20 protein-coding genes are annotated in these 26,218 nt (G+C 37.5%); 19 read left to right on the top strand and 1 reads right to left on the bottom strand.

Annotation, left to right across the window (positions count from 1 at the left end; genetic code table 11):
• Both mobC and G457_RS21605 read left to right on the top strand, forming a co-directional pair.
• Positions 1–1,773, top strand: a 1,773-nt coding sequence (gene mobC, locus G457_RS21610) for a conjugal transfer protein MobC (protein ID WP_035484059.1), incomplete at its 5' end; no start/stop codon positions are given.
• 1,053 nt (positions 1,774–2,826) lie between these two features.
• Complete coding sequence (locus tag G457_RS21605) at positions 2,827–3,090, top strand: toxin-antitoxin system YwqK family antitoxin (protein WP_026947140.1); 264 nt, start codon at positions 2,827–2,829, stop codon at positions 3,088–3,090.
• Between the two features lie 505 nt (positions 3,091–3,595).
• On the opposite strand, the gene G457_RS0114625 is transcribed toward G457_RS21605, so the two are convergent.
• Entirely contained in the window at positions 3,596–3,793 is a 198-nt protein-coding gene (locus G457_RS0114625; RefSeq protein WP_026947139.1) for a hypothetical protein, read from the bottom strand.
• 310 nt (positions 3,794–4,103) lie between these two features.
• On the opposite strand from G457_RS0114625, the gene G457_RS0114620 reads away from it, so the two are divergent.
• The 17 genes from G457_RS0114620 to G457_RS21595 all read left to right on the top strand — a co-directional run.
• Entirely contained in the window at positions 4,104–4,412 is a 309-nt protein-coding gene (locus G457_RS0114620; RefSeq protein ID WP_026947138.1) for a hypothetical protein, read from the top strand.
• A 463-nt stretch (positions 4,413–4,875) separates the two neighbouring features.
• Positions 4,876–5,847, top strand: a complete 972-nt coding sequence (locus G457_RS0114615) for an ArdC family protein (RefSeq protein ID WP_051260841.1) — start codon at positions 4,876–4,878, stop codon at positions 5,845–5,847.
• 709 nt (positions 5,848–6,556) lie between these two features.
• Positions 6,557–7,123: a hypothetical protein gene (locus tag G457_RS0114605; protein ID WP_026947136.1), complete on the top strand. Its 567-nt coding sequence runs from the start codon at positions 6,557–6,559 to the stop codon at positions 7,121–7,123.
• 439 nt (positions 7,124–7,562) lie between these two features.
• Entirely contained in the window at positions 7,563–7,997 is a 435-nt protein-coding gene (locus tag G457_RS0114600; protein ID WP_026947135.1) for an RDD family protein, read from the top strand.
• Positions 7,998–8,355: 358 nt separating this feature from the next.
• Positions 8,356–9,234 (top strand): exonuclease domain-containing protein, encoded by an 879-nt coding sequence (locus G457_RS0114595; RefSeq protein ID WP_035484057.1) that lies wholly within the window; start codon positions 8,356–8,358, stop codon positions 9,232–9,234.
• Positions 9,227–10,429 (top strand): PDDEXK-like family protein, encoded by a 1,203-nt coding sequence (locus G457_RS0114590; RefSeq protein ID WP_026947133.1) that lies wholly within the window; start codon positions 9,227–9,229, stop codon positions 10,427–10,429. The genes G457_RS0114595 and G457_RS0114590 overlap by 8 nt, the downstream gene beginning before the upstream one ends.
• Before the next feature lie 68 nt (positions 10,430–10,497).
• Complete coding sequence (locus tag G457_RS0114585; RefSeq protein ID WP_026947132.1) at positions 10,498–12,066, top strand: type I restriction-modification system subunit M; 1,569 nt, start codon at positions 10,498–10,500, stop codon at positions 12,064–12,066.
• Between the two features lie 46 nt (positions 12,067–12,112).
• The gene (locus G457_RS22605) at positions 12,113–13,183 is read left to right on the top strand and encodes a restriction endonuclease subunit S (RefSeq protein ID WP_211230233.1); all 1,071 of its coding nucleotides are present in this window, start codon (positions 12,113–12,115) and stop codon (positions 13,181–13,183) included.
• A 2-nt stretch (positions 13,184–13,185) separates the two neighbouring features.
• Positions 13,186–15,567, top strand: coding sequence for an AAA family ATPase (locus tag G457_RS0114575; RefSeq protein ID WP_026947131.1), 2,382 nt, complete (start codon positions 13,186–13,188; stop codon positions 15,565–15,567).
• A gap of 93 nt (positions 15,568–15,660) precedes the next feature.
• Positions 15,661–16,653, top strand: coding sequence for a hypothetical protein (locus tag G457_RS0114570; protein WP_026947130.1), 993 nt, complete (start codon positions 15,661–15,663; stop codon positions 16,651–16,653).
• Positions 16,654–16,795: 142 nt separating this feature from the next.
• Positions 16,796–18,304: a hypothetical protein gene (locus tag G457_RS0114565; protein ID WP_035484055.1), complete on the top strand. Its 1,509-nt coding sequence runs from the start codon at positions 16,796–16,798 to the stop codon at positions 18,302–18,304.
• A 15-nt stretch (positions 18,305–18,319) separates the two neighbouring features.
• Complete coding sequence (locus tag G457_RS0114560) at positions 18,320–21,523, top strand: type I restriction endonuclease subunit R (RefSeq protein ID WP_026947128.1); 3,204 nt, start codon at positions 18,320–18,322, stop codon at positions 21,521–21,523.
• A 187-nt stretch (positions 21,524–21,710) separates the two neighbouring features.
• Positions 21,711–23,018: an AAA family ATPase gene (locus tag G457_RS0114550; RefSeq protein WP_026947127.1), complete on the top strand. Its 1,308-nt coding sequence runs from the start codon at positions 21,711–21,713 to the stop codon at positions 23,016–23,018.
• Complete coding sequence (locus tag G457_RS0114545; RefSeq protein WP_026947126.1) at positions 23,008–23,631, top strand: RloB family protein; 624 nt, start codon at positions 23,008–23,010, stop codon at positions 23,629–23,631. The genes G457_RS0114550 and G457_RS0114545 overlap by 11 nt, the downstream gene beginning before the upstream one ends.
• Positions 23,632–23,701: 70 nt before the next feature.
• Complete coding sequence (locus G457_RS0114540; protein ID WP_026947125.1) at positions 23,702–24,574, top strand: DUF3037 domain-containing protein; 873 nt, start codon at positions 23,702–23,704, stop codon at positions 24,572–24,574.
• 64 nt (positions 24,575–24,638) lie between these two features.
• On the top strand, positions 24,639–25,412 hold the full coding sequence (locus G457_RS0114535; protein WP_026947124.1) for an NERD domain-containing protein: 774 nt from the start codon (positions 24,639–24,641) through the stop codon (positions 25,410–25,412).
• 358 nt (positions 25,413–25,770) lie between these two features.
• The coding region (locus tag G457_RS21595) for an ROK family protein (protein ID WP_162142708.1) at positions 25,771–26,218 on the top strand (448 nt) is incomplete at its 3' end.

Here is a 26,218-nt window from a genome sequence, read left to right as displayed (position 1 = left end):
ATTAAGGTTACAGCGCTGATTTTACTTTGGATCTCACTTTTAGGTGCGAAAGGGAAAAAGAATATAGATCTTAAGTGGCATGTCTTGGGGGCTTGGTTTTTATTCTGGAACGGGGTCTTTTGGTTTTCCAGTTATGGAATTAAATATTGGGGTTTTGAACAAGAAGTTTACTTGTTGATTTTGTGGATTGCTTGGTTAGGAATTCTGATGATTGGGGGAAAGCTTTCAAGGGTTATTAGAGATGGGTTTTTACCTGCGATATTCAATCATCTAGAGGAGACCTTCCCTCAGGAAGAAAGACTATTGGAAAATGAATATTCAGTTAATTTACCTACCCGGTTTAAGTTAAAGAAACAGGCATACTCCGGTTGGCTGAATATCATAAATCCCTTTCGTGCCACCCTCGTGGTTGGTACACCAGGTGCCGGTAAATCGTATTTTGTAATACGTCATATCATCACCCAACATTTGAGTAAAGGGTTTTCCATGTTTATTTATGATTTTAAATATGATGACCTTTCGAGGATTGCCTACAATAACCTATTGAAATTCAGGAAGTCCTATCCGATAGAACCCAAGTTTTACACCATCAATTTTGATGATCTTCAAACCAGCCATCGATGTAATCCTTTGGAGCCAAGTACGATGACTGATATTACGGATGCTTCAGAATCTTCCAGAACCATTATGCTGGGTTTAAACCGAGAGTGGATCAAAAAGCAGGGAGATTTCTTTGTGGAATCTCCCATCAATTTCGTGACGGCTGTTATTTGGTTTTTGAAAAAGTATCGGGGAGGAAAATTTTGTACACTTCCTCATGTGATTGAATTAATGCAGGTAGAGTATCCCAAGCTTTTTTCAGTGTTACGGACCGAACCTGAAATTGAGGTTTTGATCAACCCTTTTGTTTCGGCCTTCCTGCACGGGGCGGCTGAACAGTTGGAGGGACAAATCGCCAGTGCCAAGATAACCATGGCCCGATTGGCATCTCCTCAACTTTACTATGTACTAAGCCAGAGTGAATTTACCTTGGATCTCAATAATCCAGCAGAACCAAAGATTATTTGTATGGGTAATAACCCCCAAAAGCAACAGGTTTACGGGGCTGTACTATCATTGTATATTTCCCGAATCACCAAATTGGTGAACCGAAAAAATTGTTTGAAGTCCAGTTTGATTTTTGACGAGTTTCCGACCATTTACTTTAATGGGATTGATTCGTTGATTGCTACTGCCAGATCCAATAAGGTGGCCACGACTTTGGGTGTGCAGGATTACAGTCAGTTGAAAAAAGATTATGGAAGGGAGCAAGCTGAGGTGATTATGAATACAGTAGGGAATATCATTTCGGGGCAGGTATTGGGAGATACGGCCAAGCAGATTTCGGATCGTATCGGAAAAATCAATCAATCCAGAAGAAGTCTTTCGATCAACTCAGGTGATACTTCAATAAGCCATTCGACTCAGTTGGAACTGGCTGTTCCCCCTTCGACAATTTCCCAGCTTTCTTCTGGTCAGTTTGTGGGGATTGTGGCGGATGATCCATCTCAAAAGATAGAGTTAAAAGCTTTTCACTGTGAGATTCAAAATGACCATGAGAAGTTGGCCAGGGAAGAAAAAAGCTATCAGTCGATTCCTGCTGTAAGGAAATTACACGGTGAAGAGGTTTTGGAAAACTATCGAAGGATCAAATCAGAAGTGAATCAACTGATTGAGGAGGAACTTGAACGGATGTTGGATACACCGGCTTTGGCAGCTTTAATTATACGGTGATTTTTTTGAATACTCTATTCAGGTAAGTTAGATGCACGGAGATTTGTAAAAGTTTAGCTTTTTCGGAGTTGTTGTCTTTTTTTAAAAATACTATTAAGAATCTATCCTGTGAAGGTGTGACCTCTTTGATTTTAGATCAACGAAGACCGAATTGATTTACTACTTCTTGATTATTTTCAGTCTTTTCCTCGTAAGAAGTGGAGGGTTTAACGATCTTTATGTACAAGAAACTGATGGGTGTTTATAGGTTTATGGTTTTCAGTGCTTCATTTAGTTTAGTGGTTTCAGAGGTGTGGCCTATTTAGTTGAGCCTAATATATGGCTGTCTTAGAGGTCAAAAAATAGATAACAATACTTTTGCTGAAATTCGATTCATAAAATCTTGATTAGCCTACTTAAAGCAAACGCTATTTTTTTGTCTAGGTTTTTGTGTGGAGATCAAAAGTGGTATATATTATTTATAAATCTATAAGGCTTACTATTTATGAAATCCATTGTAAATGGAAAAAATAATAGATTCTAGATTTAGTTGATGATTGTTAGATTTAAGATTCAAATAATAAGGATCGTTTTATTATTGTTTTGAAAATTTTCACCTAATTATTACGTCATTTTCTCCTAGGTTAGAAAGTGATGAATTTATATGATTCACTATTTCTGGTTTTTTAAATATATTCTCTTGAGTTTTTTATACACCTAAGCTATGAGCTGCGTTAGATATTTTAAGCTGAGAAGCCCCATATTTGTATTGAGATAACAGGATGACTAAATAGTGAAGGGGGATTAAAATTTTGAGAATGCCTAAAAACTTTTCTTAAATAGCTTTTATTTTGAAATTAGTAAAACCCTTAGAATTGAGCGTGTTTACTCTTGAAAAGATTCAGATCTTTGCAACAGTCTTTCCAAATATCCAGTTACTAATATTTTTCGTTTTATTTACAAATAATACCAATTTATTTACATCAATTTTGGTGAAGCTACTTCAATGGTGCTTTATCATTATTATAGTGCGTGGGACAGTTGTTGTAAAGAAAAAAAAGAATTGTGAAAAAAATGGAGGAATTTGTAGAGTATTATCCGAATGGGGTAACAAAAATAAAAGGTCGGATTGAGGGGAGTTTAAAGGTAGGAGAGTGGAAAGAGTTTTATGAAAATGGAAACTTAAAAAGGACAGTTTCTTACACTGAAGGTCTAAAGGATGGTAGAACTTTTGTCTTTAAAGAAAACGGAGACTTAGATTTCTTTATGGACTATAAGAGAGGTAAACTTTTGATTTCCCCTAAATTTAGAAGGTTAATAGATAAAAAATTTAAATAATTGCTTTGTGAAATTTAAATTTACTTGATAAAAGCTATTCTAAGACATTTATAAATTCAAGATTCAAAATAAATTGATTTGTTATGATTTAATTCAGTGAATATTTTTTTTTCAAAAGTCTTGCTTATAAAATTTAAAGGGTCTTAATAAGAATTAAAAAACACTGATTATTAAATTATTGATATTTTAGTAATAAATTATTGATCATTTTTAATTTTAGTTACCATTGTTTTGTATTAAATAAAAAGCTTGCCTAAATAATATTATTGTTAATTTATTTCGATGCAAATTAGTGGGTTTATATATTATATATGTTTAAGATAGGGAATAGATTAAAAAAACAGCTAAAAATCTTTAGTCCAATTAAAATAATAGATTAAGATCTTAGCTGTCTTAGTTGCTCGAATGCCTTTTTGATCAGTTCAATTTAAATAGAAAAATAATGGTGAATTTAATTAGCGTTGATAATTTGGATAAAAGGGCGAGAATTTCCTCAGTTTTAGTGTTAATCGCTAATGGAATCTTGTTCAGTAGGCATTTCTTCCATAATTTCTTTAGAAACTTCTTGAGGTGATTCTACAACTTCTTTTTCAGGAGTTTCTTCAGATTGATTTTCTTTTTTGGAACCACAAGCTATTGAAGCTGAAATAATTATTGAGCTTGAAATAGCAAGTATTGCGATTGATTTAAATTTTTTGTACATAACTTTTAACGTTTTATTTGGTCTGTTCAAATGTATGAGGTAAATTTTTTTCTCAAACTCATTTTCAAGAAATAGTAATTGATTTGTAAGTAATTGTTAATGAAATACTTTTAATTTCTAGGAATAGATGTCAATCTTTGATTGTGAGGAGTTCTTGATTATGGTAACCACTAGTTCTGATCAGTGATTAAAATGAAAGCTCTAACTGAAAACCGAAATTAATAGTCTGTCAATAAGTTATGCTTCAGTACTAGTTGAAAAATTTTGATAGAAATTGAATCTTTTTTATTTAAAAGTAGTAAAATACTCTATGAACTTCAGAAAATTAGTTAAAGAATCTCTCTCTATGCTGGAAAAGTCAGATAAAGGAGTGATTTTCCAAGATATCGACAACCAAATTATTCATGTGGCCGATGCCGCATTTTATAAGAAGAAAGTCTATCCAAAAGATCTGATAAGAACATTAAACGATAATTTTAACCTTTCTGGATTTCCAATTGATGATAGCCAATTTAGAAAGGAACTTTTAGAGCTGATTGAAAAGTATGAATCTGCTGTAAAGCATAAGTCCAGGAAAAAGGTGACTGCCTTTGATAGAGAGTTTGGGAAAATAGTTTGATACAGTCTCGTTTAATTTTTTTTTAAATATGGTGCTTAATTCTTTGAGTTTCCTTCCATGTCTTATGAAAACTTAGGTAGCAGATTACTTTATTTTGTAATTTAGATAGTTGAATTAATTACTCTCGAAACGGTTTGAGAATTAATAAATTATTGGAAGATTAAGTACCCTACTATAAGATTTCTTTACTTATTTCTACTAAGTAGTTTTTTAATTCTTTCAATTTCAGTGTTTCTTTAGTCCGAACTCTTTCCTCTTTAAGAATTTATTAATTATTCTAGATTTTTTCTACTCCCTGCTCCAACAAAAATAGCGGGGAGGATGCACAGGAGGCAAGAGACTACGGCATAAAGCCAGCGCTCCTAGCCTCTGCTGGTTTATTCCGTTTCCTCTTGCACTTAGTGCCTCCTTTCCGCTGGGATTCGCTGTATCAGTTCATGTCTAACCTAAAACGTAAAGAAAGATGAAGACTACAGCAAAAAACAGAAAAGGGATCAACTCAATAGGGGTTAATTCGAAAAGAAAATCAAGGGGAAAAATTTCCAATAATTCACCAAGAGACCTATATCAAGTGGTGACAGATTTGATTTTGGAGAAGTTGGAAAGTGGGATAATTCCCTGGAAGAAACCTTGGGGAGATTTGGGTTTACCCAGTAATTACTTGACCAAGAAGCCATACCGGGGAATCAACCTCTGGATTCTTTTAGCACAAGAACATAATGTACCCTTTTACCTGACATTCAAGCAAACTCAGGAGCTGGGTGGAAAAGTGAAGAAAGGAAGTAAAAGTATTCCGATCTGTTATTGGAATTTTGTTTATCGGAATAAGGAAACAGGGGAAAAGATTCCTATGGATCTCTTGCAATATTATCCTAAAGATTTTGTGACCAAGTCCTCTTATGTGAAAGAATACAAGGTTTTTTGTATCTCAGATATTGAAGGTATAGACTGGGAGGGAATAGACTCTGGGAATAATGGAATTCCGGCGATTGAACAGTGTGAAGCTATTTTTGAAGAAATGCTTTATCCGCCGAAGATTCGAATTGAAGGAAATGAAGCTTTTTATCATGTCAAAGAAGATTGCATTACGCTTCCAGACATTGGGAGGTTTGAACGGGCTGAAAGTTACTACAGTGTGCTATTTCATGAATTGGTTCATTCAACGGGAAGCGAGAGAAGACTTGGAAGAAGTGGAATCATTGAACCAACCCAGTTTGGAACAGAAGAATACAGCAAGGAGGAACTGATTGCTGAAATGGGTGCCGGGTACCTGGGAGGTATGACGGGGATTTTGGATGAGGATTTGATTTCTAACCATGCGGCATATATCCAAAATTGGATCAGCATCCTTCAAAAGGATAAAAATATTCTGATAGAGGCAGCTTCCAAAGCTCAAAAGGCGGTGGATTATATTTTGATGGAATCTCCATTTTAAAATGAGGGGGAAACCCCTTTTTTGGTCGGTTAATTCTACTTTATTTCTATTGCAGAGGGTTGTATTACTGAAAGCGAATGTTTTAGGAAGTGAATATGTAGGCGAAAGGGATCAAGTATAGCTTTACCCTAGATCATAAATAGGGATATCTTAGCTTATGTCCACAAAAGAGGCTGGTGATCTTTGCTGGAAGTAAGGTGCTTCAAAATCCTCAGCTTTGGGAAAGGAATACATGGGAAGTAGGGGGTAATATGAAAGGAGTTATTAGACCATCGGTCCTTTTTACTTATCAAATTTTGGAATTGGTTTGATTACTTTGAAGGCTTCATAGCAGCAGATGATCAGATATTTTGGAAAAAACTTATCCAAGTAAGACTTCAAGGCTTTCGGATCAGGTGCCTGACTGAAGGTTTTGTGATGGCAGTTGGCTGTAAAGATCGAAACACTCCACTGACGCTTGTGTACATCGATCCCAATGAATAAATAGGAGAAACTTCGGTATCCATAATATCTTCTCTTTGGTTATACTTCTCTTACGAACTAAATTAGATCATGTGGGCTATAGCAAATACGGGTTGACTGCTTAAAAATGAAGATGTTACAACTAATAAAATTGAAGGCCTGCAGGGGAGAAGTCGGTTTCAAATCCAGCAATAGCCATAGCCGGTGTCGTTTTGACGCGCTTTAAAACTACAAATAAGAAACAAAAATGAAGAAAGTAAAATCATCAATCCTTGCGCTTGTTTTAGGTGTTCTGACAAGTATGATTCAGGTAGACGTAGAAGAAAATGATTATTTCCCAATGGAATTAAGCGAATATGTTGTTTTTAAGTACACCGACACTGAAAGCTTTGTGAAAAATATTGACCTTAAAGAAAAAAAACTAATCGGAGGAAAAGAATATAGTGTAAGACTAATCCAATACTCTTGGGGCAAAAACGACACCGCATACTTTAGAACTGAAAATCAGATAGTTTATTATTACGACAATAAGTCCCATACAGAAAGTGTTGAAATCCCTAAGGACATTAAAGTTGGAATGACTTGGACAAGTACTGACAAAGCTTGGAAATATGAAATTACAAGTACAAAAGCCAAACTAGAAACACCAGTAAAAAAGTATAAAAAGTTATTAGAAATTAAAGCAACCCAACTTCAAAATAGAGATAAAACTAAACTGGCAGAATACCTTAATTATTACAAGAAAAATGTTGGCAATGTTGCAAGTGTGACAAATGGAAAACTTATGACTTACAAACTTGAAAAGAAACCCTGACAAAAAAGCCCTTAGAAAAGCACCTGCCTAAAAGTGGTGGATCGGTGGTCAATCCTACCATGCCGGCAGGTAAAACAAGTTTTGCGCTTCTATCAAAGTTTGTGTTTGGGTGACAATGAAGTGCTGTGAAATCTTCGGGTAGCTTCAAAACTTCATGCCTCACTCTAAAATACAGTCAACTATGAAACAACCACAGGATAAAAGGGGAAAATATTACGATTTTGTTTGCGAACAGGCTTTTGTACGTTTTTACAGCAACTAAACGATAGAAACTCTGAATGGAATTAACCAAATTTTGCTCATAGAGACAATTCTCGACTTTGGAGCGTGGACAGGGAGACTTCTGTTTCCTTTGACTAAGCACTTTGATGGGCAGAACATTAAATCCTGATATAAATCCACATCTTAAAAAGAGGAATAAATTTGAATTAAGTAATTAGTGAAAAATAATCAAGATTTGAAATTGGAAGAAACAAGTTATGCTGGATTTTGGCTACGTTTATTTTCAGGCATAATTGATACTTTAATTTTATGGATACCTTCTTCTATATTCGGATGGATATTTCAAGGTAAATTCGAAAATTCATCCCTATTTGCCTTTCTTGATTTCATCCAATTATTACTTATATGGATGGCTTATTATGGAATAACAGAAGGGTCAACTCACCAAGCAACTTTGGGGAAAAGAGTACTAAGCCTAAAGGTAGTAAATGAGGATGGTACCAGGTTGGATTTCCCTAAAGCCGCGTTAAGGATTTTAGTTGGAACATTTGTAGCAATTCCATTAGGACTTGGAATTATAGCTATCGGATTCACTAAAAGAAAACAAGGGTGGCATGACATAATTCTGCAATGTTTGGTAATTAAAAAATAATATTTTGAGATGTACTATTGGTGATTTTGGGCCTAGGGGTAGGCGGCAGAAATTATGAGGCTGTCCACTCGCCTTGTTCTTTACTTCTGCAGTATCAGTCCATACCTTGCGATCATCGGAATATTTAGCCGCCTCAGGCAGGCAAGCCATGCTTCTCTCGATAAAAATTGGGAAGATCCATGCTATTTATGGTCTCAGTTTCCAGTTAGTTTAGTAAGTGCTCCAGCACCATACTATAATAGAATTCCTAATTATTGGATTTCTGAGAAAAAAAGCTATTTCACTGGATTTTTACCCATTTTATGGTATTTCATTTTTGGAAAATGTTCTATAACTAGCTTTTTGAAATTTGTTAATAATGGAAAACCACTTTTTTGTCATAGATTTAGAAACGGCCAATCTGGACAACTCCTCAATATGTCAAATAGGATTAGCTGAATTCGATGGACCTGATTTGATCTCATCTTGGGATTCACTGATTGATCCTAAGCAGTTTTTTGATCCATACCTAAGTCGAATTCATGGAATTACTTCTGATCTAATAGATGGAAGTCCTTCGTTTCAAGAAGTTTCTAAAGAACTTGCTGAAAAAGTGAATGGTCGGAGATTATTCCATCACATGCCGTTTGATAGAAATGCGATAAATAGAGCATGTGAACGATATCAATTACCTTTTTGGAATCCTATATGGATGGACTCGGCCAAAGTTGTACGCAGGGCATGGCCTGAGTTTGCAAATTCAGGCTATGCACTTGGAAAAATCACAACTCATTTAGGGATAAGCTTTCAAGCCCATGATGCATTGCAAGATGCACTTGCCACTGGTCAGGTAATTCAAAAAGCTCTACATCATTCAAACGTCTCACTTAAGGACTGGGAGACTCGAATTTATGCTCCAATCCACCAAAAAGATTTTACAGGAAAAGAGAGGTCATATAAAAAGGAAGGAAACCCAAATGGTATTTTGTACGGGGAGTCTGTTGTGTTTACAGGAACCTTGTCTCAATCGAGGTCTATTTATGCTGAAATTGCAGCTGAGGCAGGATGTCGGGTACAAGATGGAGTCAATAAAGAGACCACCTTGTTAGTCGTTGGTTTGCAGGATTCCTATCGGCTTGCAGGATATGAGAAAAGCTCAAAGCACCGAAAAGCTGAAGATTTATCACAAAGGGGTTTTCCAATAAAAATTCTTTCAGAAAATGATTTTCTCGCTTTAATTCAATTAAATAATGACTGAAGCCGAACAAAAAGAAATCAGATCCGCTTACAAGGACTTACTAAATGATCCGGACTTTGAGCGGCTTGAATTGGAATTGGGGAAACCCAATATTTTTCATATTCTGAATATTGGCAATGCTGAAATTCGTCATTCTAATTTTTTAGCATGGTTGCTTAATCCCAATGAAAGTCATGGTTTGGGAAAGGTTTTTCTAATCAAATTTCTCCGGGATATTGCCACATCTGAAGTACTTAGTGAATTAGACGAATTGGAGATTGAACAGCTCAATTTTACCCAGGTAGAAATTAGACGAGAGTGGAAAAATATAGATCTATTACTCATTATTGACGAACTGGTGGTTTGTATCGAAAATAAATTTTACTCTCACGATCATTCTAGGCAGCTAACTAAGTATCGCGAATTGGTGAATGAGTTTTTTCCAATGTCCAAAAAGGCATTTGTATACTTGACCCCAAATGGAGATACTCCTAAGCAGACAGATGAATCAGAATTTTATGCTACGTATTCTTACGAGGAGTTGGTTTCTCATGCACAAAATATCCTTTCCGTGTATGGTGATAATATACTCCCGGGCGTGAGACAGTACATTCAGGATTACCTTACCACCTTAAAAAGAGAATTGATGAAAAATGATATTGCAAACGAACTAGCCAATAAATTATTCAAAAACCATCGAACCCTGTTTAATTTTATTCTGGAACATAAGTCTGATTTAGCCACCGAGTTACTTCCTTACTTTAAAGAACAGGTAAAGCAATCCGGATGGATAGAAGGTTCACAGAACAAAGGATATATTCGCTTTTTAACTCCCGCGTTAGATAAAATCATTCCAAGGGATGGCAAAGGCTGGCCCAACAAAGAAAGTTTTTTATTTGAACTCGATTTTTATTGGAATAAGAAGAATGCAGTATTCAAAACTGTCATTGCTCCCTCTAGTCCTGAAGTCTACGAGTTATTGAAAAATGCCCTTGAATCCATTCCTGATCACAAAAAACCCTACGGTAAAAAATGGTTGGTTCATTTCATGTTTCCTTGGAGATTTGAAAAAGAAGAGGGAATTGAACCTGATCCGGAGCAGGTACAAAAATCTCTAAACTCCGCCTGGCCAAAGATTCAAGAAATCGTTGAGAAAGTGGAAAAAGCTATCCTCCCATATAGTGATCAACTTAAATCGATAAAAAATAATCAGTGACAAATTTCGTCTGCAAAACCTAAAAACATCTCTTGATTCCTTAGCTTTAAGGGAAAGATTACTAGCTAATGGCAAAAAAAACTACCCAAAAGAATACCAAATCCATGGAAGAAACCCTCTGGGATTCGGCCAATAAACTCAGAGGAACAGTAGAGAGCTCGGAATACAAACACGTAGTCCTAGGCCTGATCTTCCTCAAGTTCGCTTCGGACAAATTCGAAGAAAGACGCGCCGAACTGATCGCAGAAGGAAAGGAGAAATACCTGGAGATGAAGGAGTTCTACAATATGAAGAATGTCTTTTTCCTCGCTCCGGAATCCCGCTGGTCCCATGTAATGGAAAACTCCAAGCAGGACCAAATCGCCCTGATCGTGGATACCGCTCTGCATACCATCGAGAAAAACAATCCTTCTCTCAAAGGTGCTTTGCCGGATAATTACTTTTCCCGACTCAATATGGATGTAAGCAAACTTGCGGCTTTACTTGATACAATTAACAATATCGACACCCTTAAAGATAAAGACCAGGATATCGTTGGTCGGGTTTATGAGTATTTCCTAAGCAAGTTTGCATTGGCTGAAGGAAAAGGAAAAGGAGAGTTCTATACGCCAAAGAGTATTGTTAACCTCATTGCCGAAATGATTGAGCCTTACAAAGGAATTATTTACGATCCAGCCTGTGGATCTGGCGGCATGTTCGTGCAATCAGTTAAGTTTATTGAGAGCCACCACGGTAACAAAAAGGAGATATCTATCTACGGGCAGGAATACACTGCCACTACTTATAAACTGGCTAAAATGAACTTGGCTATTCGGGGAATTTCAGCCAATTTAGGTAGTGTTCCGGCCGATACTTTTGCCAGAGATCAGCACCCCGATCTGAAGGCTGATTTTATTATGGCAAATCCGCCTTTCAATCAAAAAGACTGGCGAGCTTCAAACGAATTGTTTGATGATCCAAGATGGAGTGGGTACGACGTACCGCCAACTAGCAATGCTAATTATGCTTGGATTTTAAATATGGTAAGTAAACTCTCCGCAAATGGTATAGCTGGATTCATATTAGCCAACGGTGCCCTTTCTGCTGGAGGAGAAGAATATAAGATTAGAAAGAAATTGGTAGAAAACGGCTTGGTTGAAGCCATTGTGATTCTGCCGAGAAGCATGTTTTATACTACCGACATTAGCGTTACGCTTTGGATTTTAAACAATAATAAAACGGAGCGAACGGTTGTTTTGCCCGAAGAAACACGGCAGTACCGAAACCGAAAAAACGAAGTGCTCTTTTTGGATTTGCGCCAAATAGGCGAACCTTTTGAAAAGAAATTTACCCAATTCTCAGAGCAGCACATTAAAGACATTGCCAAAACCTACCACACATGGCAGCAAGCGGGCACCGAATACGAAGACATTGCAGAGTATTGCTATGCGGCTTCGCTTGATGAGATTAAAGCCAAAGACTTTTCGTTGGTACCCAGCAAATACATAGAATTTGTAAACCGCGATGAGAATATTGACTTTGATGAAAAAATGGGCCATCTGCAAAGCGAGTTTTCAGACTTGCTAAAACAAGAAGCGGAATCTAAAGCAGATTTACTAAACGTGTTTAAAGAGTTGGGCTATGAGATTGAATTATAGGCCGCTCGGACCTTTTATTAGGCAAGTTGATATTAGGAATAAAAACTTGGATGTAGAAACTCTTTTGGGCGTTAGTGTTCAGAAGAAATTTATTCCTTCTATTGCAAATACAGTTGGAACCGATTTCACCAAGTATAAAATTGTTAAGCGAGGACAGTTTACGTACATACCAGATACATCCAGGCGTGGTGACAAAATTGGCCTAGCGATGCTTGACAGTGAAGATATCGCTCTAGTTTCACAAGCCTACACGGTGTTCAAAATAATTGACCACGAATTATTAGATCCTGAATATCTGATGATGTGGTTCAGGCGACCCGAATTTGACCGTTACGCACGTTTCAAGTCTCATGGTAGCGTCCGCGAGATTTTTGATTGGGATGAAATGTGCGAAACGGAACTCCCCATCCCCCACATCGACAAACAACGGGAAATTGTCAAAGAATTCAACACCATCCAAAACCGCATAGCCCTTAACCACCAACTCATACAAAAACTCGAAGAATCCGCAGAGGCTATTTATAAGGAGTGGTTTGTGGAGGGAATTGATTTGGAGAATTTGCCTGAGGGTTGGAGGTTTGGCCTTCTTCGGGATTTATGCAGCTATTCCCAGGACAGGATCTCGATAATTGAGCTTAGTTTAGAAAATTACATTTCTACCGAGAATATGTTGAAAGAGCGTGGTGGAGTAACAATCGCAAACAATCTTCCGAATGTTTCTACAACAACGGGCTTTGAAATAGGAAATATTTTGATTTCGAATATCAGACCGTATTTCAAGAAAGTTTGGTTGGCAAACTTTGATGGTGGTTGTTCTAATGATGTTTTATGTTTAGTTCCAAAATCAAATATTCCTTCTCTTTATTTATATCAGGTAGTTGAGAAAGATGATTTTTTTGAATATGTAATGGCGGGAAGCAAAGGGACAAAAATGCCCCGGGGTGATAAGAAATGGATAATGGACTATCCTGCTGTTATTCCTGATAAAGAACTTTTGAAGAAATTCAACAAGCTCGCAACTACAATACAAAATAAAATATATATAAAAAAGTCAGAAAACCAAAAGCTAATGGAATTGAAAGAGTTGTTGCTTTCTAAATTGGCTACAGTGGAATAAATATGATAACAAAGTTTAAAACCATAAAGAATCTGGCTGTTTTCCGAAATTTTGTTTGGGATAATTCGGTGCATGATGCCGCAAGCAATGTTCAGCTATTCAAGGACATCAATGTGATTTATGGTAGAAACTATTCAGGGAAAACAACCTTATCAAGAATTGTCAGGGCATTAGAAAAGGGTGAAATTTCAGATAAGTATGAAAACCCTGAGTTTGAAGTTAGCATTAAGGATCTAGCAGATGCAAAACAAGCAAATCTTTCGTCACATGGAAAAAAGATAAGAGTATTTAATGAAGATTTTGTTAGAGACAATCTACGTTTTATTGTAAATCCTGATGAAAGCATTAACCCATTTGCAATTCTTGGAGGAAATGCTGACATCCAAGCCGAAATAGATGCTTTAAAATTAGCACTCGGGAATAATGAGGAAGGCAGTGAAACAGGATTTTATTTAAAATTGAAAAACGCCAAGGAAATTGCAACTACTTCAAAACAAGCATATGAGTCTGCAAATTCAACCCTTAATCAACAATTAAGTTATAAGGCCACAAACAATCCCAACGGAATTCGATACAAGGTAGACCGATTTGGCGACCAAAACTACAATATAAGCAAGCTTAAAGATGAAATAGGCATTGTTAATCAACCCACTTTTACTCCTTTAACAGATACACAGGTAATTGAAAAAGATACCTTGCTAAAAGAGAGAGTAAATCAAGATATTAGGCCACTATTAAAACATACTATTGATATACCAAATATTTCAAGTAAAGCGGAAGAACTCATTACCAAACCTATTAGCAGTTCGGATAAAATTGCACAGTTGGTAAAAAATGCTGTGTTAAATCGTTGGGTTAAAGAAGGAAGACAACATCATAAAGACAAATTAGATAAATGTGCTTTTTGTGGAAGTGAAATAACAGAAGATCGGTGGAAAGAACTTGATAGTCATTTTGATGAAGAATCAGAAAAACTTGAAAAAGAAATTGATGCTTTACATATAGAAATTCAACAACAGATAGCAGCACTGAATAATTGTTTGAGCATTAATAAAGCAGTTTTTTACACCAAATATCACAAAGACATTGACCGGCTAATTGCTTTTCGACAATATGTAATTGATAGCATTAAATTAGAACTAATTAAAATTTCTGAGCAATTAACAAATCGGAAGAATGACCTGTTAAATACAAAAACATTTACCTCAGTAAATGACAATAGTAAACGCCTTGAGTGGTGTTGGCAAATTTTTGAAAACATAAGAACGCAAGCAAATACTTATAGCACTTTACTTGGAGGCGAGCAAACCGAAGCAAAAAGGTTATTGCGTTTAAGGGAAGTGAGCGACTTTGCAAATTCAATTCAGTATTCAACTGAGGCATTAAGGATTGATGGTCTAAAGGCAAATGCTGATACCAAAGCCCAGGAAAAAGCAGATATAGACTTAAAAATTCAAAATCAAATCAAAGCTATTGAAGACAAAGAGCGATTAATGAATGATGAAGAAAAGGGGGCTTTGAAAGTAAATGAATATCTCAACAATTTTTTCGGACACGATTTTCTAACACTACAAGCATTAGAAGAACCCGACCAATTAGGAGGTAAAAAAATTCGTTTTGAAATTATCAGAAACGGTAAAAAAGCTCACCATTTAAGCGAAGGCGAATGCAGTTTAATTGCTTTCTGTTATTTTATGGCAAAGCTTGAAGACGTTGAAACAAAAGGAAGCAAACCTATTATTTGGATTGACGACCCGATTTCAAGTTTAGATAGCAATCATATTTTCTTTGTTTACAGTCTTATTAACTCCGAAATTGTTGCGAAGCAGGACTTTGAACAACTTTTTATTTCCACGCATAATCTTGACTTTTTAAAGTATTTGAAAAGGATACCTGCTGCTGGCAACAATTCTCAAAGAGGTTATTTTATCGTTTCTCGAGAGGGTGAAACAAGCAAGGTTAAATTGATGCCAAAGTATTTAAAAGATTATGTAACGGAGTTTAATTTTCTGTTTCATCAAATTTATTTGTGTGCTAATGCTAATACTGATGATGAAACGCAACACAGCCTCTTTTACAACTTTGGGAACAATACACGTAAATTTTTAGAGGCATTCCTGTTTTACAAATATCCAAACGCACTTGATAGAGACGACAAACTAACAAGATTCTTTGGTGATGATAGGCAAGCATCAAGTATGACAGATAGAATTAATAATGAGTTTTCACACCTTGAAGGATTATTTGAAAGAGGTATGATTCCAATAGACATCCCAGAAATGAAAAAAACAGCCACGTTTATTTTGGAAAAAATTAAAGAAAAGGATAAAGACCAATTTGAAGCATTGCTGATTAGCATTGGTGTTGAAATTATTGCAGAATAAAATTCACCGAATACCAATTCGAATGACAATCAATTCTTAAGAAGCTATCTAGAAATTATGAAGTTTTTAAAGGATTTAGAACCATAATCTTTTATGAAAAAAGAAATCAACGAGAAGACTTTTGAATTGAATATCACCAATGAACTGCTTAACCTGAGTAAATCATTTCTTTGGTATATGGATCATTCTCCGATTAAGGATCTGATTGCTACAGGAGTTTGGCCAGAGTTTTCAAAACAAACTTGTCTTTTTGCCATTGGACTTACTCAAGGAGAAGAGGCCAATCCAAAAAAAGGCGGATATGATGTTTCGATAAATTATGCCTTGCCGGGTGGACAGCAGGCAAGAATGCTTTTCCTGCAATACAAAGCAGGAATAAGAAGAAAGTACAGTAATCGGTCAGGATCTTCTTTTGAAAAGTCAAAGGGAGCTTTGGCGGAGCATGTATGTTTTACGTTTAATGATGCAGCTGGAAACACACAACATTCGACCTTGAGAAAGTTGGCCGAGAACCCGGAAATTCAGGAAAATTCTGTTTTGTATGTTTTTCCAAGAATTACAGAACGGAAGGATTTTCTAAAGAAAATTGGATCTCTGCTAGACTTTACATCTTTTGTTCCTGTAAAAGAAATGGATAGGCAAGCCTCCAAAAATGAATCTGTAAAAACTATAACAAATGATCCTCACAAATTTAGAGTCTCCTATGATAGAAAAACTAGTGAAGTAAATCTTCTTTTGCTTTTGTTGCTTTTGGATCAAGGTTTTGTTGGGAATTTGCTTTCTGAATTGATATCGATTCAGATTGAAAGGCTTTTTAAGGTTTTTAAAATGGGGAATGGTACCGATTTTTCAGAATTACTAAATAGCGTTTCCATTGCAATTGATGATCTTTTTGCAAGTCAATTGGAAGGGATAGATTCCAGTAATGTCAAGGGATATATTGAAAATGTAAGAATTGGACTCGAAAAGGAGAATTTTGTTCCTCGAGCACCTTCTAATTATACAACAGTAATTCCGAATGAGGGTTTGAACCTAAAATTTGATGAGAAACTCGATTTTTCTAGCATTCATTACCAAGTGTTTTAACAAATGAAATTCACCGAATCTCAAACGAACAGGCATTTATTTCGCTTTTGCAGGCGCAGGGCCATACCTAAGTTCCGGGAGAGGAGAATAATTGAGAAGATTATTGATAATTAATTTATGTGAAACTTTAAATTTGATTTTTATGAAAATGCCTATTGTTTTATCTCTATTGATGGCTGGAATGTCAACTTTTGCACTAGCTCAAGATGGAGCAAATGGATCATCTGCACCCTCTAAAAAGACCAAGGAAGTCAATAAATCATATCCATTAGTCAAAGAAGTGAGTTTTACTTTTGGCGATGGTGGGTCTATCTCAGTTCCTAAAAAAATAAAAACTGGAGACTTTTATCGGGTAAAAGTAGATGGTATCAATTTGAATAATTACCGCGTAGAGTTGCAGGTCAAAGACACAGTTTATTACAGCAAGGCCTTGGATTTTCCTGTTTTTGGATCGATTGACCTTAGTGGATTGGAAGGGGTTCTAGGAATATTTAAGGACTTAGATATTACTACAGAACAACAGGGAGTAGAAGGTGATTCTACGATAAAAAAGGACCCAGATATGAAACAGATAGTAGATAAAGATTCTTTGAATGCTTTAAATAAGGAAATAAACAGGATTAAAGAAGTACTCAATACACAGGAAGACACCCTTAAAGGCATAGGGAAAAATCTCACGGATCAGGTGAAGCTTGTGGATTCGTTAATCTATGAGTTTAAAAAGAGAAAGATGCTTTCCAAGGTTGAACCAGCTCAAAGTTTTGAACCCATTGATTTAAAAAGTACAATGAACACTTTTGAAAGTCTTCGGTCTCAACTTAAAACAATTGAAAGTAAGCAGAACCTAGGAAAGAAAGCCTATGATGATTTTTTTTCAAATGCGAAGGTAATTTCCTTATTAAGAAAAATTAAAGATGAGCCTGTAGGGATTGAGATAGCTAAGGAAAGAGAAAATATAGAGAAGGCTTATGCAGAGCTCTCAAAAATATGGACAAAGGCACAGGCCCTAGTTAGTTTGGGAAATGAAGAAAAATCATTTTTGAGTGTCTATCAACTTTATACAAATACTACTTACACATCTCTCCCCATCCAATTCACAGGAGAGGAAGCAGAAATCAAAATGAGTTTTATTCCAAAAGACTCAGCTTCCAATTTGCAGACCTATCATCTTTCTCCCATTAAGTTTGGCCGATCTCCTTGGTATTGGGCCGTGGGGCCAGGAATTTTTCTATCGGGTTTAGAAAATAAGCGTGTTGGGTTAAAAACCTTCAATTTACCAGACTCTACTCAGGAATTTCAGGTTGTGGAAGAAAATTCACTTAAGGGAGAAGTTGGAGTATCAGCTCTGTTTCATGCTGGGAGAAGAATTCAATTAGGGTCTATTTATGGTGGAGTTCATTTAAGTGTTGGCACAGGTGTTTCTTTGGGTGAGGAAGTCCGGGCAAGAATGCTTTATGGAGGAGGAATATCACTGGGAGAAAAAAATCATTTGGTTATTGATGTGGGTTGGGCCCGCGGTTATGTAGACGTTTTTGCAAAAGAGTTCAGCAACGGAATTCCAAGCGACCGATTTTCCGAAAAACCGACTATTCTGGTTCAAGATCTTGAAACCTCCTGGTTTTTAAGCTTTGGATATATGTTCACCTTTTAATTTCTTCCCAATATTTTGAAATTCGCCGAATCCCAACTCGAACAAGCCTTTATCTCGCTTTTGGAAGCGCAGGGCTATCCTTATGTGCCGGGAGAGGAGATTATTCGTGGAAAGGAAGAAGTCCTGATTCGGGCGGATTTGGAAGAGTTTCTCAAAAAATCTTATGCCCAAGAGGGAATCACTCCAAATGAGATCTTTGGGATTATCCGGGATTTGGAAAAGTTACCCGCCTCGGACCTTTACGAGACGAATAAGACCATTATGCATTGGGTTCGGGATGGCTTTTTGCTCAAGCGGGAAGATCGGAAGCAAAAGGATCTCTATATTTCCCTGATCGATTACGCCCATCCCGAAAACAATATTTTTAAGCTGGTCAATCAGTTGGAGATTCAGGGATTTGAGAAGCGTATCCCGGATGGGATTCTCTATGTGAATGGCCTTCCACTGGTAGTCTTTGAGTTTAAGTCTAGCATACGAGAAGGGGTTCGAATCCATGAAGCATATCGACAGCTGACGGTTCGATATAGAAAAGATATCCCTGATTTATTTAAGTACAATGCCTTCTGCGTGATTTCGGATGGTGTGAATACCAAGGCCGGAAGTTTTTTTGCGCCCTATGAGTTCTTCTATGCCTGGAGAAAGATCGAAGGACTGGACAAAGAGATCGACCCGAAGACCGGAAAATCCACGAAAGTCCATGGGATCGATGCGATGTACACCCTGATCAAGGGCATGCTGGATAAGCATCGCTTGCTGGATATCATCCACAATTTTATCTACCTCCCGGATACTTCCAAGAAGGAAGAAAAGATCGTCTGTCGCTATCCGCAGTACTATGCGGCTAGAAAGCTTTATGATAATATTGTAATTCATCGAAAAAAAGAAGAAGGAGACCTGTCCGCCGAAGCTTTAGCGAAGGCGGATGGAAAAGGAGGTACTTACTTTGGAGCGACGGGCTGTGGGAAGAGTTTTACGATGCTCTACTTGACGCGCTTGCTGATGAAGTCAGTAGACTTTGCTAGTCCGACCATTGTCCTGATCACCGACCGTACGGACTTGGATGATCAGTTGAGCGGGCAGTTCACCAATGCCAAGCGCTTTATCGGAGATAATGTAATCAAGAGCGTTAGCAGCCGGGCTGAACTTCGCCAGGAACTCAAAGGAAGAAACAGTGGGGGAGTATTTCTGACTACCATCCATAAGTTTAACGAAGACACCGAACTCCTGACGGAGCGCAGCAATGTGATCTGCATTTCCGACGAGGCTCACCGCAGCCAAACCAATCTCGATCAGAAAGTTCGGGTGACCGAAAAAGGAGTGAAGAAAAGCTTTGGTTTTGCGAAGCATCTCCATGACTCTCTACCCAATGCGACTTATGTAGGCTTTACCGGAACGCCCATCGATGCGACTATGGATGTCTTCGGGGAGATCGTGGACAGCTATACCATGACTGAATCGGTGATGGATGAAATTACAGTTCGGATCGTCTATGAAGGTCGGGCTGCTAAGGTCATGCTGGAGAATAAGAAGCTGCAGGAGATCGAGCACTACTATCAAATGGTAGCTGAAGATGGAGGCAATGAATACCAGATTGAGGAAAGTAAAAAGCAAATGGCTCAGATGCGGACCATCTTAGGAGATCCCCATCGGATTCGGGCAATTGCAGAAGATTTTGTCAAACACTACGAAAACCGGGTGGCCGAGGGAAGCACCCTGGCTGGAAAGGCCATGTTTGTGACGAGTACCCGAGAGATCGCCTACATATTGTACCAAGAAATCTTGGCCTTGCGGCCGGATTGGGGAGATATCCGTGAGGCGGAGCCGGGAGTGGAGCTTTCCGAAAAAGACAAACGGGAATTGAAGCCTTTGGCTAAAGTCAACCTGGTCATGACCCGAAGCAAGGATGACAAAGAGGCGCTTTGGAACCTTCTGGGTACTCAGGAATACCGAAAGGAGCTGGATAAACAGTTTAAAAATATCAAGAGCAATTTCAAGATTGCCATTGTGGTGGATATGTGGTTGACAGGCTTTGATGTTCCTTTTTTGGACACCATGTACATCGACAAACCCTTGCAGCAGCATTCGCTGATTCAGACTATCTCTCGTGTCAATCGGAAGTTTGAAGGAAAGGAAAAAGGCTTGGTGGTAGATTACATAGGCATCAAGAAGCAGATGAACTTGGCCCTGAAGCAATATTCCAAAGTAGATAGTCAAAACTTTGAGGATATAGAGCAATCCATTGTGGTGGTGAAAGATCATTTAGATCTCCTCAAAGCAATGTTTCATCACTTTGATGCTTCCCGATATTATTCAGGTTCCCCTTTAGATCAGTTGCATGTCCTAAACATGGCTGCGGAATTCGTGCAATTAACCCAGCAATTAGAGCGACGATTTATGAATCTGGTCAAGCGGATGAAAGCGGCCTATGACATTTGTTCGGGTAGTTCGGTGTTTAGCAATGCGGAGAAAGATCAAATTCATTTTTACATCGCTGTTCGATCAATTGTATTCAAGTTGACCAAAGGTGAGGCTCCGGATACTGATCAGATGAATGCCAAGGTGCGGGAAATGATCCATGAGGCTATCATCTCTGAAGGAGTAGAGGAGATCTTCAAGTTGGGAGAACAAGATGAGAAGGAGGTAGATATTTTCGAAGCCGACTATCTGGCCAAGATCGATAAAATCAAATTACCCAATACCAAAATTAAATTGCTGCAAAAGTTGCTAGCAAAGGCCATTGATGAATTCAAAAAGGTGAATAAGATCAAAGGGATTGAATTCTCGAAAAAGATGCAGCGCTTGGTAGAATTATACAATGAGAGGAAGGAGGCCGATGTATTACAAAGCGAGGTTTTGGAAGACTTTACCAATGAGATCATCGACCTCTACTATGCCATGAAGAAGGAGAAGGAATCCTTTGCAGAATTGGGGATAGACTTTGAGGAAAAAGCTTTCTATGATATTCTCAAGGCATTGGCAATTAAATATGATTTCGTCTATCCGGAGGATAAGTTGATCCACTTGGCCCAGGAAGTCAAAGATGTAGTCGATGACAAAGCCAAATATACCGACTGGAGCAAGCGGGAAGATATCAAGGCCGAGTTGAAGGTGGATTTGATTATTCTCCTGGCAGAAAACGACTATCCACCTGTTGATCGGGATGAGGTTTACCAGGAGATTTTTGAGCAGGCGGAGAATTTTAAGAGGTATAAAGCTTAAGCCTTTTAATTCGGAGTTTTAAAAGCTTAGCTAAAGAGCTTAAAAACTCATTTTTTTAATTTTTATCCAACTATTTGTAAATGATTTACAATTTTGAATTAAAAAATCGAAATATCATTATTTTTGAAGTACTTTTGCGATCTCTTCCTGATTTTAGGTTTACTATTTACTCTAATTTACTACGCTAATGATTCTTAACTTCAGTGTACAGAATTTCGGACCCGTTAAAGAAAGGCAAACCCTTTCCTTTGAGGCGGATAGTTCCACTCATTTAGAGGATAAGTACCTTATTTCTACTAAAAGCGGACATCGAATTTTAAAGCTTGGTCTCATTTACGGAGCAAATGCATCCGGAAAAACTACTATTCTTCAAGCACTTGATTTTCTTCGGGATTTGGTGCTAGAGCCAGAGGAGAAGAAAACAAGCCAACTTAATTTCTCACCTTTTCTTTTCGATGAGGAGACGCCAAGTCAACCTTCCTTACTTGCCATTGAATTTATACAGGAAGAGATAAAGTATGCCTACAGGGTCGAATTCAATAAGAATGCGATTCTATCAGAGGAACTAACCTACTTCCATCCGAATAAGGCCAATATTTTCAGAAGGACGACTGATGTGCAAAACCGATTTACTGAGATCAAGTTTGGAAGTAAGATTTCGGTGGATAAGGTCTATAAAAAGACCTTGGAGTCCAATACCCTATGGAACAATACGGTGCTGGGTGGTTACCTCAAGACGAATATTCAGATCGATGAGTTAAAACAGGTAGGGGATTGGTTTGAAAAGCAACTTAAACCACTTGTTTTAACCAAAACAGAGCTGGATACTTATGTGCTGGGTAAAATTGGCTCTGGTGAAATAGAGAAGCAGGATATATCCAGGATTCTCAGAAAAGCTGATTTCAATATTTCGGATATCTTCATGGAGGAGAATGAACAAGATATGCCAGAAGGATTATTGGAATATTTGAAAGCTAGATTTGAAACTCATCCAGAAAGAATTAATGATTTCATCAATAAAGGAAAAGTAAAGGCTGTAAATTTAGAATTTGAACATACTGTAAAAGGCTCGAAGTATTCTTTACCTTTCTTTTCTGAATCTCAAGGGACTCAACGGTATTTTGGCTTTGCCGGACTTTTGATTATGATGATCAAAGGGCCTGTGATTTTCCCCATAGACGAACTCGAAAGTTCATTGCATCCAGACCTGTATAGTCATTTTATTCTATCATTTTTGATGAATTCCAAAAATTCCCAGTTGATTGCTACAACCCATAACCGGGAGATTTTGGACAATAGAGATCTCTATAGAAATGATGCGATCTGGTTTACAGACAAGAATAAAGAAAGTGCAACTGAGCTATATTCTTTGGCTGATTTTGATTCGTCTGTGATCCGCAATACTAGTAATGTATACAATGCTTATAAAATCGGAAAGCTTGGAGGTGTTCCAAATACGGGGGACTTCTATATCGATCTGAAGAATGAGAAATAAAAAGAACATACTTTCAAGAGGGAAGCCTAAGATAGCCATTGTCGTAGATGGAGAAACAGAGGCTTGGTATTTCGCCATGCTTAATCGAAATGAGTCTGACGCCAGGTTTCAGATCAAACCTGAAATCCCTCAACGGAAATCTTTGGTCAATCAATTTGAGCAAGTAAATCGCCTTGCAGAGGATTATGATCAAGTGGTTTGGATTGTCGATATGGATGTGATTATAAAAGAAACAAGAGAGGTAAAAAGTGGTCAAGCAAGACCTCTTGATGAATTTTTGAAATACAAAAGACAGCTGGCCACAAGTCAGAATGTGAAAATAATTATCAATCAGCCTTGTATTGAGTATTGGTTTTTGCTTCATTTTGAATTTACCCAACCTCCGTTTGAAGATTGTGGAGGGGCCGAGGATCGCCTTAGAAGAAATTTAAGGGATTATTCAAAATCCCAAAAGTATTTTACCAAGGAGGGGAATGACATCTACTTGCGGTTGAGAGAAAAACTGCCTGTTGCTATCGAAAATTCAAAAAGACTCAATGAGTTTGATTTAGAAAATCCAGCTAGAGGATTTTCTGAAATGCACGAGCTTTTTGAGTTATTGGGAATAGCTTAAGGTTTGATGATTAGCCTTAGATTTGAAGTAATCCATCTACCTTTGTTTCCGCATTGAAAAGAACACTGCAATGAAAAATCAACTTTTTTACTCCATTTTACGATATAGACATGGACTTATTCTAGGTGAGACGCTAAATGCGGGAATTCTATTTTTTGATCCCAGGAACCGGCAATTCTCCTTTGAAAAGGGAGAATTAAAGCGGGTCGCTGCGTCCTATCCGAATTTGCAGTTGAATTTTCTCAAAAACTTTATTGGAGTATTAGAGCAAAACATTAAAAAAGTCAATGGGGATTTTACCTATCAGGTCGATTCAACAGAATTGGGGAGATTTGTTTCAAAAGAACTTTTATTTTCGGATGCAGCGGGGTTAACCTTTGATGCGATCGAAGAAATTCCGCTTTCAGAAAAGTCCACTTTTGAGCATACCAAAGATTATTTGATTCAGCTATTTTTAGTAGGAAAAGGTACGACTACCTCCAATAGGATAAAAAGAAATGAGGAGTATATTCTTGAGGAAGTAAATCGGATATTAAAGGACAGAGATACCGATTTTCTTTCTAAGATCGAAAGGAATAGAACGGTACAAACTGAGCTGGTTAATTTCACTTTTGATTTTTATTGGAAGTCTTCAGATTCCCATTTTGCGAAAGCCATCAGTTTAGATTTGGAGCAAGCTGCCTTTCTACAGAATAAGGCCCTGCAGATTTATGGGGCACTGGAGCAACTCAAGTCAAATCTCTCTTTTTTAAATTCACTGTCCACCATTGATGTATTGCTGACCAAGCCTCATTCCAAATCCCTCTTTAAAGAATTTGATAAAGCAGTTCAAATCATTGATTCCATAGCCCTTCCTCATCAAATTTGGTTTGAAGAGAGCTGGGAAGGGTATGCAGAGGAACTCATAGATTCTGCTGAAAATCTGAATCAGTATAGTGGATAAATTGCTAAGTTGGCTACCAAGTTCGCTGATAAACTAATCAATCTCTAATTTTTTATCTTTAGGGATGGATTCACAGCTTCCATTATTCATTTTGGTTTTCCTCTTTTTTGGGATTTATATCTATCTCAAAACTGTGGTTTTTCCCAAGGTCAAAGGTGGAATGGGAGAGCTTGAGGTTTCACTTAGATTAAGGAGGTTAAATAAAAAGAAGTATATCGTCCTTAGTAATATTTTACTGAAAGTTGGCGATTCTACCACGCAAATTGATCACCTGGTGATTTCCAAAAGTGGAATTTTTGTAATCGAAACCAAAAATTATAAGGGATGGATCCATGGACATGAAAATTCCGAGTATTGGAAACAGACCTTATATCGTAAACAGTACCCATTCAAAAATCCTATAAACCAAAATAAGGTACACGTCTATTTTTTAAAGAAATCCCTCCAAGAATATCCGCATCTCAACTTCTATCCTCTGGTAGTTTTTACCGGTAGGGCAGTGCTCAAAAATGTTAAGAATTGGACTCCTGTAATTTATGCTCATCAACTCATAAAAACCATCAGACAACAAGACGAAGAACCGATCCTCACCTATGAACAAATGAAGAGTATTTCCAGCAGGTTGGACAAGATAAAGTTGCTCGGTGGGAAAGAAAGAAGGGGACACGTAAGAAGAATAAGAAAAAGGAGTAAAGAGAATAACAAGAATTCAGTTTCAGGTGCCTGCCCCGTATGCGGTGGAAGTCTAGTGAAAAGGCAAGGTCGCTATGGTGGGTTTTATGGATGTTCCAACTTTCCACGATGTACTTACACCATTAACCTGGGGGAGAATTCTTAAACTAAATGATTCAAGGAATTGAGAGGGTTGGGTTTCATCGTCCTTTTATTATCAACTTTACATACCCCAAAAAAATCGACAAAACTTGTCAAAACCAGCCACTATTCCCCAAAAATACCCTGTACTGGGGTGTTTTTTTAATAAAATTTTTCACTTTATTGCCATAGTAAAAACTATTTCAAAACCATAAGACAAAATTTAATCCTTTTTGATTTGTGGAATCTTTCAGCAATGAAGCAGAGAGAGACCTCAATTGCAAATTGAAAAGGATAGTAGGGTAGGATTGCAAATCCCACCCAGGAAAACTACCAAAATTTGACTACTCTCAGAGGGAGGAGTAGTATTTGTAGGAGCCGCCATCGGGTCGGCTTGGCTGGTAAAGGGACTTACTTTAGAAGGGGAGAAGGGCTGGGCCGGAGAACTGGGATATTTTGCGATTGAATGGAAAGGAAGGGTATTTAGACTTGATGAAATTGCAGGAGGAAGGTATATGGCCGAGAAAGTAGGTTTGGATGGTTTTGAGATGTTTTATCGTGCGTTGGAAGGGGATCCGAACGTAGTGAGGGTAGTGAAAGAGGGTGGCTATTCCTTAGGGATGACCCTGGCCGGAATGATCAACTTGTTTAATCCTGCTGAAATAGTTCTAGGTGGAGGGACTATCAAATTGCCTCATTACTGGGAGGAAGTCCAAAAAGCTGCCAAGAAACATACCATTCCTTCTTTTTGGAAAAATGGCTTATTGAAAAAGTGGACAGGAAATGATGAATTGGTGGCAATAGGGGCCATTGAAGGCTGTATAAAGTTGG

The sequence above is a fragment of the Algoriphagus marincola DSM 16067 genome (genome assembly GCF_000429405.1).
GTDB classification, from domain to species: domain Bacteria; phylum Bacteroidota; class Bacteroidia; order Cytophagales; family Cyclobacteriaceae; genus Algoriphagus; species Algoriphagus marincola.
This window is presented reverse-complemented; position numbering and strand designations above follow the sequence as displayed.

What these genes read in the sequence shown, in the direction of transcription:
- G457_RS21605 (WP_026947140.1), top strand. Translation starts at nt 2,827, where the DNA reads ATGGAGGAATTTGTAGAGTATTATCCGAATGGGGTAACAAAAATAAAA.
- G457_RS0114625 (WP_026947139.1), bottom strand. Translation starts at nt 3,793, where the DNA reads ATGTACAAAAAATTTAAATCAATCGCAATACTTGCTATTTCAAGCTCA.
- G457_RS0114620 (WP_026947138.1), top strand. Translation starts at nt 4,104, where the DNA reads ATGAACTTCAGAAAATTAGTTAAAGAATCTCTCTCTATGCTGGAAAAG.
- G457_RS0114615 (WP_051260841.1), top strand. Translation starts at nt 4,876, where the DNA reads ATGAAGACTACAGCAAAAAACAGAAAAGGGATCAACTCAATAGGGGTT.
- G457_RS0114605 (WP_026947136.1), top strand. Translation starts at nt 6,557, where the DNA reads ATGAAGAAAGTAAAATCATCAATCCTTGCGCTTGTTTTAGGTGTTCTG.
- G457_RS0114595 (WP_035484057.1), top strand. Translation starts at nt 8,356, where the DNA reads ATGGAAAACCACTTTTTTGTCATAGATTTAGAAACGGCCAATCTGGAC.
- G457_RS0114590 (WP_026947133.1), top strand. Translation starts at nt 9,227, where the DNA reads ATGACTGAAGCCGAACAAAAAGAAATCAGATCCGCTTACAAGGACTTA.
- G457_RS0114585 (WP_026947132.1), top strand. Translation starts at nt 10,498, where the DNA reads ATGGCAAAAAAAACTACCCAAAAGAATACCAAATCCATGGAAGAAACC.
- G457_RS0114575 (WP_026947131.1), top strand. Translation starts at nt 13,186, where the DNA reads ATGATAACAAAGTTTAAAACCATAAAGAATCTGGCTGTTTTCCGAAAT.
- G457_RS0114570 (WP_026947130.1), top strand. Translation starts at nt 15,661, where the DNA reads ATGAAAAAAGAAATCAACGAGAAGACTTTTGAATTGAATATCACCAAT.
- G457_RS0114565 (WP_035484055.1), top strand. Translation starts at nt 16,796, where the DNA reads ATGAAAATGCCTATTGTTTTATCTCTATTGATGGCTGGAATGTCAACT.
- G457_RS0114550 (WP_026947127.1), top strand. Translation starts at nt 21,711, where the DNA reads ATGATTCTTAACTTCAGTGTACAGAATTTCGGACCCGTTAAAGAAAGG.
- G457_RS0114545 (WP_026947126.1), top strand. Translation starts at nt 23,008, where the DNA reads ATGAGAAATAAAAAGAACATACTTTCAAGAGGGAAGCCTAAGATAGCC.
- G457_RS0114540 (WP_026947125.1), top strand. Translation starts at nt 23,702, where the DNA reads ATGAAAAATCAACTTTTTTACTCCATTTTACGATATAGACATGGACTT.
- G457_RS0114535 (WP_026947124.1), top strand. Translation starts at nt 24,639, where the DNA reads ATGGATTCACAGCTTCCATTATTCATTTTGGTTTTCCTCTTTTTTGGG.